The following is a 13,540-nucleotide window of genomic DNA, read 5'->3' as shown; positions in this document are numbered from 1 at the left end:
AAATAACACCCCTTTTTCTTTTATTTTACTAGAAAAGGGGTGTGTTCACAATTTATTTACTCATGCGTTTGTCGTGAAAAATCCGTACTTGATTCCAAATTGTTCTAAGATATGCTATACTGGCTGTGTTGTCCAACCGATACCCGGCAAAGGGAGGAGGTGATTGTCATAGATACTATTCTTGTTTCCTTTATTGTCACTGTTACGGCAGGTGTGACTTGCCATCTCATCTGCAAATGGTTAGACAGACATGACAGGGACAACAAATAGCCTGGTGGATGCTCAACCACTGAAATAAAAAGAGAAGACCCCTCGGATGTATTTGCGGTACATTCCGAGGGGTCGTTCTTTGTCATAGAACTATTCTATTTCCTTTTGCCTACTGGCATTATAGCATATGCAAATCTGAAATTCAATATACCAGCTATCCACAATCCATGTTTTTTCCGCTGTTTGGCATAAAATCAGCACGGAAGTTTGGCACATACTGTCAAGAAGGCAAAAAACTCCCACCGGCCGGGTTAATTGTACCTGATCGGTGGGAAGTATATATTCTGTAAAATTGTATTCTCTTTATTTACGTCCAGTCGCTCTCCGCTTCTTCCAGCTTCTCCCTCAACGTTTTCTCAAGAGCCACAAAAGCCGGAATAAAGCTGTCGCGGATGAGCAGGATCATCTCATCTACTTCCTGCTCATTATATATATGGACAGATGTGTTACGCTTTTTCAGCATAAGCAGCCACACTGCTGAATCGTTTACGAAGCCCAGCTTATAGCCAAGCTGCAGGATTTCTCTCGGTGAACCGGTGTCTGCTTCTTCTGCCCCGTGGAGTCGCAGGATCTCCTGAAGAGCTTTCCAGGCCAGCTCGAAAGTCAGGTTGAACTGTCCGATCACGCCGGTTCTGTAAATATCGTTGTTATCCGCAAGTTTGAAATCTGCATTTCTTAATATAGTAAGACAATTAGAAAAATTATCAAGCTTTTTCATAGATCACAACTCCATCCTTTTTAATTTCTTTTTTGAGTTCTTCAGAAATCGAATCATCTGCATTAATTACATCAAACATCAGAAGTGAATGGATATTTTCTTTAATATCCCAGTAAAAGGAATCAAAATCACCTCCATATACAGCAATATCTACATCACTTCTTTCTGTATTGTTTCCTCTTGCACGGGACCCAAAGAGGATGATCTTTCTGACAGAATGTTTTATGGCAAATGAAAATAGTTCTCTTATAACTCTTTCCGGAAGATCATATCGCATTTTTAACGCCTCCCATTTTCATATAACCCTATCATATCCTATTTGCCAGTTATCCGCAATCCTCTTCGCGTCTTTTATACCCTCGGCTTCACACCCTTCGTATCTCTCTTAGCCAGTTTCACTTTATTCAGCACATACGGCTTATCATGATATTCAATGGCATATTCCTGGCGGCTTTCCAGGAGATACGCATGGTGGATCCGGTCTTCACCGGTAAGCTTCATGCCGCGGACGCCCATGGCGTTTTTCTTGGTGACGGAGATCTCGGTTTTCATGATACGGAGGAAGTATCCCTTTTCAGACTGGAACACAACCTGATCCATCTCGTCCGCTGCTCCTACGAATACAAGGCGGTCATCCTCTGCAAGCTTGGTGGAAACAATGGTACGCTTGGAAGCACGGAACTCATCTCCTTTTACTAGTTTGCACATGCCATTTTCTGTAACAAAGAGCACTGTGGAGGCTGCCACCTGGCTCAGCGGTGCCACATAAAGGATTTGCTCGGAAGTACTATCATAATTACCCAGATTATCTGCCGGAACACCTTTATCACGGAAACGTACCAGCGGGATATCCTCTGCCTTCACTGTGTGGAGCTTGCCGGTATCTGTAAAGATACAGATCTTATCCGTATTCATGCAGGTAAAGACATAGCGGCTCTCTGCATGAGCAGCATCCTTATTACGCTCGTAGGCATTCTTATCAATGAGACGCATATATCCGAAACGATCCATCAGGAAGCAGACTTCGGTCTCTTCCATCTTCTTCTCCTCATAAACAGCTTCCTCTGCGTTTTCAATGGAAGTCTTACGCTTACTGCCGTATTCCTTCTTGATCTGATCCAGTTCACCCATGATCACTGCTGCCATGGAGTCATAATTATTCAGGATATCCTCATAAGCAGCAATGTTCTTCATGGTTTCCTCATGCTCCTTCATCAGAGCATCGATCTCCAGACCGATCAGCTTGTAAAGACGCATGTCCAGGATAGCTGCGGCCTGTTTTTCTGTGAATTTCAGGGTTTTTGCCGCTTTTTCGGAGGTCTTGGTCTTGAATTTAATCCCTTCTGTGATACCATCGGTCAGGCATTTCTTTACCTGGTCACGGCTCTTGCTGCCGCGGAGGATCTCAATAATCAGATCAATAACATCGCAAGCCTTGATCAGACCTTCCTGGATCTCACGCTTCTCCTGTTCCTTGGCAAGAAGGGTGGTGTACTTTCTGGAATTTACTTCGAAAACAAAATCAACATGATGAGCAATGATCTGCTTCAGTCCCAGGGTCTCCGGTCTTCCGTCTGCAACTGCCAGCATATTGACACCGAAAGTATCCTCCAGTCTGGTCTTCTTGTAGAGCATATTGGTAAGGTTCTCCACGTCTGCGTCGCGCTTCAGTTCCAGAACGATACGGATTCCCTCCTTAGATGACTGGTTGGAAATGTCCACGATATCTGTAGTCTTCTTGGTTTCCACCAGAGTTGCGATATCATTGAGGAATTTTCCGATGTTGGCGCCGATCATGGTGTAGGGAATCTCTGTGATCACCAGCTGCTGACGACCACCCTTCAACTTCTCTATTTCTACCCGTCCGCGGATACGGAGCTTGCCTGTTCCGGATTCGTAGATTTTTACAAGGTCGTCCTTATTTACTACGATACCACCTGTCGGAAAATCCGGGCCCTTGAGATAACGCATCAGCCCACGGGTGCTGATATCATTGTTCTTCATGTATGCCTTCACTGCATCTACTACTTCACCCAGATTGTGAGGTGGGATGCTGGTGGCCATACCTACAGCGATTCCGTCGGCTCCGTTTACCAGAAGGTTAGGGATTCTTACCGGAAGCACTACCGGTTCTTTCTCGGTCTCGTCGAAGTTCGGCATAAAGTCCACAACGTTCTTATCAAGATCTTCCAGAAAAACCTCCTGGGTCAGCTTCTCAAGACGTGCCTCTGTGTATCGCATGGCTGCGGCTCCGTCTCCCTCAATGGAACCAAAGTTTCCATGTCCGTCAACCAGTGTACGACCTTTCTTAAATTCCTGCGCCATGACTACAAGAGCATCATAAATAGAACTGTCACCGTGAGGATGATATTTACCCATGGTATCTCCTACGATACGGGCACATTTACGGTACGGGCGGTCGTAACGGATGCCCAGCTCATACATATCGTAAAGGGTCCGGCGCTGTACCGGCTTCAGTCCGTCACGTACATCCGGCAGCGCTCTGGAAATGATAACGCTCATGGCGTAATCGATATATGATTTCTGCATGATCTCCGCATAATCGGTGCGGATGATATTGTCCTGTTTCGTATTCATAGTTTATTCTCCCAATTTTGATCCGTTGGTGCCAGTCAGCAGTGATCCATTCATGGATGCCCTGCCCTCCGGCTTCGACATTTCTCCCTGCTGTTATCAGATATCCAGCTCTGCATCCGTTGCATGCTCATAGATAAACGCCTTACGTGGCGGAACATCGCTTCCCATCAGGATTTCTGTCACATCAGAAGCCATGCGGGCATCTTCGATCTCCACACGTTTCATCATCCTGGTTTCCGGATTCAGAGTCGTCTCCCACAGCTGCTGGGCGTCCATCTCTCCCAGACCTTTATATCTCTGAAGGGTAAAACTTCCAGGTTTATGGCTCCGGCGGTATTTCTCCAGGGCCTTGTCATCGTAAAGATATTCCTCCTGTCCCTTCTTGGGCATTACTTTATAAAGAGGCGGCATGGCAATGTATACATGTCCCTCATAGATCAGTTCCGGCATAAAACGGTAGAATAATGTCAGAAGCAGCGTGGAGATATGTGCTCCGTCCACATCGGCATCGGCCATGATCACAATCTTATCGTAACGGAGTTTGGTAATATCGAAATCGTTTCCATATCCTTCGGAAAAGCCACATCCAAAAGCGTTGATCATGGTCTTGATCTCCGCATTGGCCAGTACCTTGTCGATGGTGGCTTTCTCTACATTGAGGATCTTACCGCGGATAGGCAGGATAGCCTGATAGTTACGGTCTCTGGCAGTCTTGGCAGAACCGCCGGCGGAATCTCCCTCTACAATAAAGATCTCGCAGAGAGACGGATCTTTCTTCTCACAGTTGGCCAGCTTGCCGTTGGAATCAAAAGAGTATTTCTGCTTGGTGAGAAGATTGGTCTTGGCACGTTCTTCCGTCTTACGGATCTTGGCCGCTTTTTCCGCACAGGAAAGTACTGTCTTCAGTGTTTCCAGGTTTCGGTCAAAGAAGAGTACCAGCTGTTCCCCTGTCACTTTACCGGTGGCTCTGGACGCATCCTGGTTGTCCAGCTTGGTCTTGGTCTGGCCCTCAAAACGGGGTGCCGGATGTTTGATGGAGACAACGGCTGTCATACCATTTCGGATATCTGCTCCTGTAAAGTTGGAATCTTTATCTTTCAGTACACCGATCTCACGTGCGTAAGTGTTCATTACGGTTGTAAAGGTTGTCTTAAAACCGGTCAGATGTGTTCCGCCTTCTGCATTGTAGATATTGTTACAGAATCCAAGGACGTTCTCACGGAATTCATTGGTAAACTGAAAAGCTATCTCCACCTGGATTCCGTCTGCCTCTCCTTTAAAGTAAACCGGATCATGAAGTGGCTGCGCGTTCTTATTGAGGTCACGGATAAATCCTACGATTCCCTCCGGCTCATGGTACTGGATATCTTCGATCGTATCCCCTCTCCGGTCCTCAAAATGGATCGTAAGTTCCGGGTTCAGGTATGCAGTCTCGTGAAGACGGCTCTTTACATCGGCCGCCCCGAATCTTGTTTTCTCAAAGATCTCCGGGTCCGGAAGGAAATTCACACAGGTTCCGGTTCCTCTGGTTTTCCCCAGCTTCGGGAGAAGTCCTGCTTCCAGTTCAATGGTAGGGATTCCTCTCTCATAATGGTCATGATGTACATAGCCGTCACGGCTGATCTTAATATCCAGATAGGTGGACAATGCATTTACAACCGAAGAGCCCACGCCATGAAGTCCGCCGCTTGTCTTATATGCGGAATTATCAAACTTACCACCTGCATGAAGAGTTGTAAAAACAAGTCGTTCCGCTGACACGCCCTTGGCATGCATATCTACCGGGATTCCTCGTCCATTATCTTCTACTGTACAGGAACCGTCCTTCTCAAGAACTACATGGATCAGGCTGCAGTATCCTGCAAGGTGCTCGTCCACCGCATTGTCTACGATCTCATATATCAGATGGTTCAGTCCCTTTCTGGATACGCTTCCGATATACATACCGGGGCGCTTTCGTACGGCCTCGAGGCCTTCCAGGACAGAGATACTGTCCGCATCATAAGTGTCTTTTTTTGCCATTCCACTGATTCCTTTCTTTTTCTTTTCGAACATTTGTTTGTATTATATCAGAAATTTGCTTTTTCGTAAAGCAGACATTTATATTCCTACTATATTATATAGTTACTATATTGATTTCTATAAAATATTCCTTTTTTCTTTTCACAGTGTAGCAGCTCAGGAAATCTGTCTGTCCGGCAAGCAGATATTCGCACCTCCGCCGGGGACTTACTTGATTCGGGTCAAGCGGATATTCGCAATCCGCTTCGCTACTTGCTCATAACCAAATAACTGCTCCGCAGTTTATCAGGAGAAGTTTGCACTCCTCCTGATACAAGCAAGTCCCCACCCACTGCTTATTGCTTTTCGCAATTGAAGCAGGGGACTTACTTGATTTGGTTAAAAGACTGATTTCTTCAGCCGCCACAGCCTATCTATTCTATCAAACCCCCTTTAAAACTGCAAGTAAAATCCTGCCCCTGAAATCCCTCGAAAATTTTTTTAAAAAAATCGAAAAAAATACTTGCATTTTGAAAAAAAGTGTTATATACTAACGAAGTCGGTTGAGGGAAACAACTTAAACGACAGAAACGAATGAATATGGCCAGTTGGTCAAGGGGCTAAGACGCCGCCCTCTCACGGCGGAAACACGGGTTCGATTCCCGTACTGGCTATTCTAAAAAGCAGTTAGAATTATTCTAACTGCTTTTTTCGTTATTCTGAAAATAATAAAAAAACAGGAAGCATAAAAAAGTCCCTCATTCTTCAGATGCTCCCTATCACATTCATCTCGTATAATGATATCTGCAAGCCAGTATATAAACATTTTCATCATCTATCTGATAAATCAGCCGGTCCTTATCATTAATACGTCTTGACCAGAAACCTGCCAAATTTCCTGTCAAGGGTTCCGGTTTACCGATCCCCTGATTGCCATTCCTGCATATATCCTCTATCAGCGCATTGATCTTCTTCAGTGTCTTTTTATCTTCGGTCTCCCAGTAAACATAGTCTTCCCATCCGTTCTGCGTGAATACCTTATTCATCATTCAACCTCTTTCAACTTATGAATACCTGCTTTTCCTTCCTGTAACTGTTTCTTTGATTCCATAATCCAGTCATAATTTGCGCGATCTTCCATAAGATAAAGATTTTCCATAAGATTGTTGTAGGATTCTTCCGACATCATCACCACATTTCTGTTGTTTTTACGAGTAACGATCATGGTTTCATAGTCATCTGTAACCTTATCCATATAATTTTTCATATTTTCCCGTAAATTCGTATAATTTACCGCTAACATATACGCCCTCCTTTTCTGTACAGTATTCTGTACTTTTATTATACGTACATTATATACAGCTGTCAATAATCTATACAAAACATGGATTTTTTTGCATTTTTTTATTTTCTGTTTTATAATTTTCCCTGAAAAAATACTTATGATAAGGGGTGACTTCTCATGCATCACAAACTTTCTTTTCGCAGAAAACTGCAGGCGTTTTTTCTTTCGCTGCTGCTTGTTCTGCTGACAGCCGCAGGAGTTCCCTCTGCTGCTTATACAGCTGAGGCTGCTTCTGCTGACACGACAATGGCTGTCCATTTTCTGGATGTGGGACAGGGACTTTCGATCCTGGTACAGTCGCGGGGAGAGAATCTTCTGTATGACGGCGGTGACCGGGGACATTCCAGTTTCGTGGTTTCGTATCTGCAGAAACAGAATATTTCTACCATCGACTATATGATTTCCTCCCATTATGATGAGGATCATGTGGCTGGTCTCGTAGGATGTCTGGACAGTTTTTCCGTAAAAAATGTGATCGGCGCGGATTATGTGCAGGATACGAAGATCTATCAGTCTTTCGAGAACAGTGTTGCCTCTCAGGGACTGACTGTGCAGCATCCGGAACCAGGAACGGATTTCGCCTTCGGAAGCGGGAAATTTACGGTTCTTTCTCCCCAGTCTATCAGCAGCAATGATAACGATAATTCTGTTGCGATCCGACTGGAAAACGGAAGCAATCATTTCCTGTTTACGGGAGATGCGGAGTCTGCCGGTGAGGAAGCGATCTGTAATCTGGGACTGGATCTTTCCTGCGATGTGATCGTTCCGGGGCATCATGGTTCTGCCACTGCTACTACCTGGGATCTGCTCCAGGAGACAGTTCCGGAATATGCAGTGATCAGCTGTGGCGCCGGTAATTCCTACGGGCATCCGCATAAGGATACTATGGACAAACTTGCCGATATGGGAATCCAGGTGTTTCGTACGGATGAGCAGGGTACGGTTATCGCGGTCAGTGACGGAAATAATATTGAATGGAACCAGAGTCCGTGTAATGATTATTCTGCAGGTGATGAATCGGATACCGGTACGCAGCCTTCTTCTGCTTATGATAATTCCGGTGCATCCGGCTATGATTCTTCCGATGGGGCGGCTTCGGATTCTCAGGCTGAAGTGCAGGCTGATCCGGAACCGGTCGGGGATATGGTATGGATCTCTGCTACCGGAAGCAAGTATCACCGAATCCCCAACTGCGGAAATATGAACCCGGATAATGCTACGGAGATGACGCGCGCGCAGGCGGAAGCTGCGGGGTATGGGGCTTGTAAGAAGTGTTATTAGAAACGACAATGTATTTCAGACCTGGTGAGTATTATGTCATGTTAACGTAATATGGATAATCTTTAAGAATATTATTTAAGGACAGCTGTATCATACACTGATATGATATGGCTGTCCTTTTCTTTATGTATCTTATTATTTTCTCTTCTGTAGGGTCCTGGCTTATGCCTGGGTAGATTCTGGCTGATTATTGTCTCTTATTCGAAGTTCAATTTCCAGCATTTCCTGATTGTCTTCAATTCTCGTTCTTACATTATTTTTCAATATCCTCCGCCGGCTCGGCCGGTACGAAGACTCTCTTCTTTTCTTTCTTCTCTTTTTTTGCGGCTTTGGCCCGCTCGGTGGCTTCCAGGCAGAATTCCATCTGGGAATTTATCAGGTTTTTTCCCCGTTTATCCTGTTTCTCATAGAGACCGGAGGGCTTAAGGATATGCGCTTTTACATTGTCACGGAATTCCAGATCCAGCACATGTTTGATCTCGTCCTTGATTCCCTCATCTTCCACAGGGAAAACGATCTCCACACGACGATCAAGATTACGTGGCATCCAGTCTGCACTTCCCATGTAGATCTCATCGGAACCACCATTATGGAAATAGAAAATCCGGCTGTGCTCCAGGAAATTGCCGACAATGGAACGCACATGGATATTTTCACTGATACCCGGAATGCCCACCTTCAGACAGCAGATACCACGAACCAGAAGATCGATCTTTACACCGCAGGAAGAAGCGTAATACAGTGCCGCCATGATCGCAGGGTCACACAAGGAATTCATCTTCGCCACAATATGGGCCTCTTCTCCGTCTTTCGCATGCTGTGCTTCTCTCTCGATCATTTTTACAAAACGGTCTTTCATCCAGATGGGCGCAACGATCAGACGGTTCCAGCGTTTCGGCTCGGAATATCCGGAAAGCATGTTAAAGACAGCCGTTGCATCCTCACCAAACCGCTCATCACAGGTAAAAATACCGCAGTCTGTATAAAGTTTGGCTGTGGAATCGTTATAGTTTCCGGTTGCCAGATGGACATATCGGCGGATTCCGTTTTCTTCTCTTCGCACAACAAGGGTGATCTTGCTGTGTGTCTTCAGTCCTACCAGACCATAAATTACATGACAGCCTGCTTTTTCCAGCATTTTGGCCCAGACGATATTGTTTTCCTCGTCAAAACGTGCTTTCAGCTCCACAAGAACAGAAACCTGCTTGCCGTTTTCTGCTGCCTGAGCCAGCGCTGCAATGATGGGGGAATTGCCGCTGACACGATACAGTGTCTGCTTGATTGCCAGTACATCCGGATCTTTTGCCGCCTGGCGCACAAAATTCACCACCGGATCAAAACTCATATATGGATGATGCAGGAACACATCCCCTTCCCGGATCACCTGGAAAATGTCTTTATCATTCTGAAATGCCGGTACTGCTGCCGGTTTGTACTTCGGCTCCTTGAACTGATCATATCCATCGATACCATAAACCTTCATCAGCATGGTCAGATCCAGCGGTCCGTTGATAAAAAAGATGTCATCTCCGTGAACCTGAAATTCCATTTTCAAAATATCCAGAAGCCTCGGGTCCATCTTATCTTCCACTTCCAGACGGATCACTTCGCCCCACTGACGCTTTTTCAGCTGTTTCTGGATCTCCACCAGAAGATCCTCCGCCTCATCCTCATCGATGGAAAGATCTGCATTACGCATGATCCGGTACGGATGTGCACAGATCACATCGTAGCTTAAAAACAGTTTGTCAATGTTCCGCTCAATGATCTGCTCCAGAAGCGTTACGGTTGTATGACCTTTTTTTTCGGAAGGGATGATCACCACTCTCGGAAGCACGGAAGGCACCTGCACGGTGGCAAAATCTATCTCTTCTTTTCCTTTTTTGGTATCTTTTCTGGAAAGAAGTGCTCCGATGTTCAGTGTCTTGTTACGGATCAGCGGAAATGGTCTGGAAGAATCCATTGCCATGGGTGTCAGAACCGGATATACATTATCCTCAAAATACCGGTCTACAAATTCCTTCTGTTTCTCAGAAAATGCCTCATGCTCAAAGATCACATGAAGTCCTGCTTTTTCAAGGGCAGGAACCAGAGACCGGTTTAATGTACTGTACTGTACGTGAACCAGATCATGGGTCTGCTGGCTGATGGCTTTCAGCTGCTCTTTGGCTGTCATTCCCGCAATGTCCGTTTTTTTGTACCCTACATGAACCTGGTCTTTCAGGGATGCCACACGGACCATATAAAATTCATCCAGATTGGATGAGGTAATACTCAAAAATTTCAGTCTCTCAAACAGAGGCAGATTTTTGTCCCTAGCCTCACTGAGTACGCGGTCGTCAAATTTGATCCAGCTCAGCTCTCTGTTTACAAAATATTCCGGTTTGTCAAATTCCTTAAATTTCATACAAAAACCTCCTCCGTTATCTTCTTCCTTTCCGTCTCATTACAAGCCGGATGCCAAACACCTCTTCAAAAAATTCCTTTTTATCTTTCAGAAGACCCAGTTCCAGGGAAACATCTTTCGCAGAATCCACTACCAGATAAAGAATTCTGTCCTTCAATGTTACATTGAGAGCTTTTACCTTCTGGTAATGGCTTCTGTCCATGGCATTGGCCAGACGGAGAATTGCTGTCAGCTTCGCTGTCAGGAGATAATTTCCCCTATTCATGGAAGTTTCACGGTTGATCTCTTCGTAGCAGCCGAATTCTCTGGTATTATACCGCACCGCACTTGCGATCACCTGCCGTTCCTCTGTGGAAAGGCCTATGATCTCCGTCGCCATGATGATCCGGTAGGAACATTCTGCAACATCACTCATACTGATATATTTTCCGCAGTCATGAAGAAGAACCGCGATCTGCAGAAGAAGACGTTCACGTTTTCCCATGCCATGGATCTTTTTTGTACTGTCAAAAATATCCAGTGCCAGATCGGTGGTTCCTGCAATGTGATTCTTTCCGCTGGAATACCTTTTGGCAATATTTGCGGACGCCACCAGGATATCATTTTCAAAATTGTGGGCGCTTTTCAGATATTTGTTTTTTTCTGCATAATCATAGGCAATTCCATCCAGAAGAGAAACACCGGGGATCCACAGTGCTTCCGCCTGAAAAATTTCTATGAAATTTCGGATAATAACCATGTTCGGCACGATCAGGGAAGCATATTCCGGTTCCAGCCCCATGGATTCTGCAAGATCATAATCGGACATGTTTACAATAGTTTCGTATTTTTTCAGGAACTCTTCCTTTGTGATCATATTTTCCCCGGATCTGTCCTGAAAGATCGTATCTGTGAGAAAATCTCCCATCAGGATCAGATTGGAAATTTCTTTGTCCTTAAGATAAAGTCTCTGGAAACACATCAGGTCATTACGGATAAATTCCTCTACCAGCCGGTCATAATGTGGAGTTGTTTTCTCCAGTTCTTTCAGCCGTTCACGGATACGAAGACTTCCCATACGGATACTCTGAGTCAGTACCAGAGCATCTTTATCAAAGAGAGAAATCTGCAGATTTCCACCTCCGATGTCCAGAATTGCCGTGCCTTTCTGAATGGCTTTTTTGAAGCCGGATTCAATGGCCGCAATGGATTTATATCCCAGAAAATGCTGCTCCGCATTGCTTAAGATCTCCACACGGATCCCGGTTCTCTGGAAAATCTGTTCCAGAATAATCACCGGATTCTCCAGTTCTCGCAGGGAGCTTGTGGCACACGCACGCCAGCTTTCCACCCCAAAGTCAGCCATCATGCGTTTAAAATCATCAAGGATCCCGCAGAGTTCATCCACAGTCTCCATCTCAAGCCGTCCTGCCGCGTAAGTTCCCCGTCCCAGTTCCAGCTGATAACGGACATCATTGATCTCCCTAAAGCCGGTCCGCTTTGACATTTCAAAAATCTTCATGCTGACTTCATAGGATCCTATATCAATTGCCGCAAAGGTTGTCACCGCCATAGTTCATCATCCTTTCCCCCCAATACACAGGTGGACTATTTTCTCTTTTCTTCCTCTGTTCCCACAATGTAATCAATAAACTGCTGTGCGGCACGTCCGGTCAGTCCGCCATGAGAAAGTTCCCACTGGTTGGCTTTCAGAAGAAGCTCATCCTCCGGCATGGTAACGCCATAACGGGCTGCCAGTGTGCGGACGATCTCCTGGAACTGTTTTTTGTCCGGTTTGCCAAAATAGATACGGACTCCAAAACGATATACCAGGGAAAGTTTCTCCTGTACGGTATCGGAAGAATGCAGATCGTCTTCATCTGCGATCTCCAGCTTGTCTGCCGCACGCTCACGCACAAGATTACGTCGGTTACTTGTTGCATAGATCAGGACATTGTCCGGTTTTTTCTCAAGACCGCCCTCGATCACTGCTTTCAGATATTTATATTCAATCTCAAATTCCTCAAAGGAAAGATCATCCATATAAATAATAAAACGATAGTTACGGTTTTTGATCTGGGCGATCACTTCATTGAGATCCTGGAACTGATGCTTGTAGGCCTCAATGATGCGAAGACCCTGATCATAATACTGGTTCAGGATACCCTTGATACTGGAAGATTTACCGGTTCCCGCATCACCAAAGAGCAGACAGTTGTTTGCCTTTCTTCCCTGCACAAAGGCCTCTGTGTTTTCGATGAGTTTTTTCTTGGCGATCTCGTAGCCTACCAGGTCATCGATCTTCACATGTGCGATCCTTGTGATCGGCTGGATTTCTACTTTGCCATTTTCATCATGGCCGATACGGAATGCTTTGTGAAGACCCAGCTTACCTACACCAAAATCCTTGTAAAAAGATACCATATCATCCATGAACTCTTCTGTTGTGGCAGCTGCTGCCAGTGTTTTGCTCATCTGGCAGATACGGTCACGGATTCTGGTATTAAAGAGCTTGCTGTTCTCATCCGGTGTCTGATAATCACAGATCACTTTACAGCATACCGTTCCAAACACTCTGTCAAATACTGTGATATCAAAATCATACAGTTCCTTGAATATCTGAAAATCATTCTTTGCCAGGTCATTGATGCTGCCTTTGATAGCCCCACGGATCTCGCTTGCCATGCTGAAGGCATTCTCGTGATTTACCAGAAGAAATGTAAGATATGTATGCCAGATATTTCCGGAAAATCCATACATTCCCGCCAGTTCCACCAGCCCGTTGATGCTTTTGAAAAACTGGTCTTCTTTTGCCTTCAGAGCTTCTTCATCAGATTCATAAAGATTGATAAGCTCTGCCATATTGTTCAGTATCTCACCGTCCGAAAATCCACGGTAAAGGATACATTCCTGAATTCTTGCCAACATAATAAATAACTCC

General features: G+C 45.2%; 10 protein-coding genes and 1 tRNA gene. 2 read left to right on the top strand and 9 right to left on the bottom strand.

Annotated features, from left to right (window positions below):
- Positions 1 to 577: 577 nt before the first annotated feature.
- The 4 genes from GPK81_RS14910 to GPK81_RS14895 form a co-directional block, all read right to left on the bottom strand.
- Entirely contained in the window at positions 578 to 988 is a 411-nt protein-coding gene (locus GPK81_RS14910; RefSeq protein WP_215707301.1) for an HI0074 family nucleotidyltransferase substrate-binding subunit, read from the bottom strand.
- Positions 975 to 1,265, bottom strand: coding sequence for a nucleotidyltransferase family protein (locus GPK81_RS14905; RefSeq protein WP_215707300.1), 291 nt, complete (start codon positions 1,263 to 1,265; stop codon positions 975 to 977). Before GPK81_RS14905 ends, GPK81_RS14910 begins: the two co-directional genes overlap by 14 nt.
- A 74-nt stretch (positions 1,266 to 1,339) precedes the next feature.
- Positions 1,340 to 3,586, bottom strand: coding sequence for a DNA gyrase/topoisomerase IV subunit A (locus tag GPK81_RS14900; protein WP_215707299.1), 2,247 nt, complete (start codon positions 3,584 to 3,586; stop codon positions 1,340 to 1,342).
- Positions 3,587 to 3,682: 96 nt separating this feature from the next.
- Complete coding sequence (locus GPK81_RS14895; RefSeq protein ID WP_118170294.1) at positions 3,683 to 5,608, bottom strand: DNA gyrase/topoisomerase IV subunit B; 1,926 nt, start codon at positions 5,606 to 5,608, stop codon at positions 3,683 to 3,685.
- A 581-nt stretch (positions 5,609 to 6,189) separates the two neighbouring features.
- On the opposite strand from GPK81_RS14895, the gene GPK81_RS14890 reads away from it, so the two are divergent.
- A tRNA-Glu gene (locus GPK81_RS14890) sits at positions 6,190 to 6,261 on the top strand.
- 111 nt (positions 6,262 to 6,372) lie between these two features.
- On the opposite strand, the gene GPK81_RS14885 is transcribed toward GPK81_RS14890, so the two are convergent.
- Both GPK81_RS14885 and GPK81_RS14880 read right to left on the bottom strand, forming a co-directional pair.
- Positions 6,373 to 6,633 carry a Txe/YoeB family addiction module toxin gene (locus GPK81_RS14885; protein WP_021977921.1) on the bottom strand — a complete coding sequence of 87 codons (261 nt, stop codon included), beginning with the start codon at positions 6,631 to 6,633 and terminating at the stop codon, positions 6,373 to 6,375.
- Positions 6,633 to 6,890 carry a type II toxin-antitoxin system Phd/YefM family antitoxin gene (locus GPK81_RS14880; RefSeq protein ID WP_021977922.1) on the bottom strand — a complete coding sequence of 86 codons (258 nt, stop codon included), beginning with the start codon at positions 6,888 to 6,890 and terminating at the stop codon, positions 6,633 to 6,635. The genes GPK81_RS14885 and GPK81_RS14880 overlap by 1 nt, the downstream gene beginning before the upstream one ends.
- A gap of 159 nt (positions 6,891 to 7,049) precedes the next feature.
- Here GPK81_RS14880 and GPK81_RS14875 point away from each other — a divergent pair, with 159 nt between their 5' ends.
- Positions 7,050 to 8,213 (top strand): ComEC/Rec2 family competence protein, encoded by a 1,164-nt coding sequence (locus GPK81_RS14875; protein WP_118071136.1) that lies wholly within the window; start codon positions 7,050 to 7,052, stop codon positions 8,211 to 8,213.
- Between the two features lie 253 nt (positions 8,214 to 8,466).
- Here the strand turns inward: GPK81_RS14875 and GPK81_RS14870 are convergent, their stop codons facing one another.
- The 3 genes from GPK81_RS14870 to GPK81_RS14860 are packed head-to-tail and all read right to left on the bottom strand — an operon-like array spanning position 8,467 to position 13,527.
- Positions 8,467 to 10,620 (bottom strand): RNA degradosome polyphosphate kinase, encoded by a 2,154-nt coding sequence (locus GPK81_RS14870; protein WP_215707298.1) that lies wholly within the window; start codon positions 10,618 to 10,620, stop codon positions 8,467 to 8,469.
- Between the two features lie 16 nt (positions 10,621 to 10,636).
- Positions 10,637 to 12,172, bottom strand: coding sequence for a Ppx/GppA phosphatase family protein (locus GPK81_RS14865; RefSeq protein ID WP_215707297.1), 1,536 nt, complete (start codon positions 12,170 to 12,172; stop codon positions 10,637 to 10,639).
- 35 nt (positions 12,173 to 12,207) lie between these two features.
- A complete protein-coding gene (locus GPK81_RS14860; RefSeq protein ID WP_021977926.1) occupies positions 12,208 to 13,527 on the bottom strand; it encodes an ATP-binding protein in 1,320 nt (439 codons plus the stop codon).
- Positions 13,528 to 13,540 lie beyond the last annotated feature (13 nt).

The organism is Blautia sp. MCC283, from assembly GCF_018785565.1.
In the GTDB taxonomy this organism is placed as follows: Bacteria; Bacillota; Clostridia; order Lachnospirales; family Lachnospiraceae; genus Blautia_A.
This window is presented reverse-complemented; position numbering and strand designations above follow the sequence as displayed.

What these genes read in the sequence shown, in the direction of transcription:
- GPK81_RS14910 (WP_215707301.1), bottom strand. Translation starts at nt 988, where the DNA reads ATGAAAAAGCTTGATAATTTTTCTAATTGTCTTACTATATTAAGAAAT.
- GPK81_RS14905 (WP_215707300.1), bottom strand. Translation starts at nt 1,265, where the DNA reads ATGCGATATGATCTTCCGGAAAGAGTTATAAGAGAACTATTTTCATTT.
- GPK81_RS14900 (WP_215707299.1), bottom strand. Translation starts at nt 3,586, where the DNA reads ATGAATACGAAACAGGACAATATCATCCGCACCGATTATGCGGAGATC.
- GPK81_RS14895 (WP_118170294.1), bottom strand. Translation starts at nt 5,608, where the DNA reads ATGGCAAAAAAAGACACTTATGATGCGGACAGTATCTCTGTCCTGGAA.
- GPK81_RS14885 (WP_021977921.1), bottom strand. Translation starts at nt 6,633, where the DNA reads ATGAATAAGGTATTCACGCAGAACGGATGGGAAGACTATGTTTACTGG.
- GPK81_RS14880 (WP_021977922.1), bottom strand. Translation starts at nt 6,890, where the DNA reads ATGTTAGCGGTAAATTATACGAATTTACGGGAAAATATGAAAAATTAT.
- GPK81_RS14875 (WP_118071136.1), top strand. Translation starts at nt 7,050, where the DNA reads ATGCATCACAAACTTTCTTTTCGCAGAAAACTGCAGGCGTTTTTTCTT.
- GPK81_RS14870 (WP_215707298.1), bottom strand. Translation starts at nt 10,620, where the DNA reads ATGAAATTTAAGGAATTTGACAAACCGGAATATTTTGTAAACAGAGAG.
- GPK81_RS14865 (WP_215707297.1), bottom strand. Translation starts at nt 12,172, where the DNA reads ATGGCGGTGACAACCTTTGCGGCAATTGATATAGGATCCTATGAAGTC.
- GPK81_RS14860 (WP_021977926.1), bottom strand. Translation starts at nt 13,527, where the DNA reads ATGTTGGCAAGAATTCAGGAATGTATCCTTTACCGTGGATTTTCGGAC.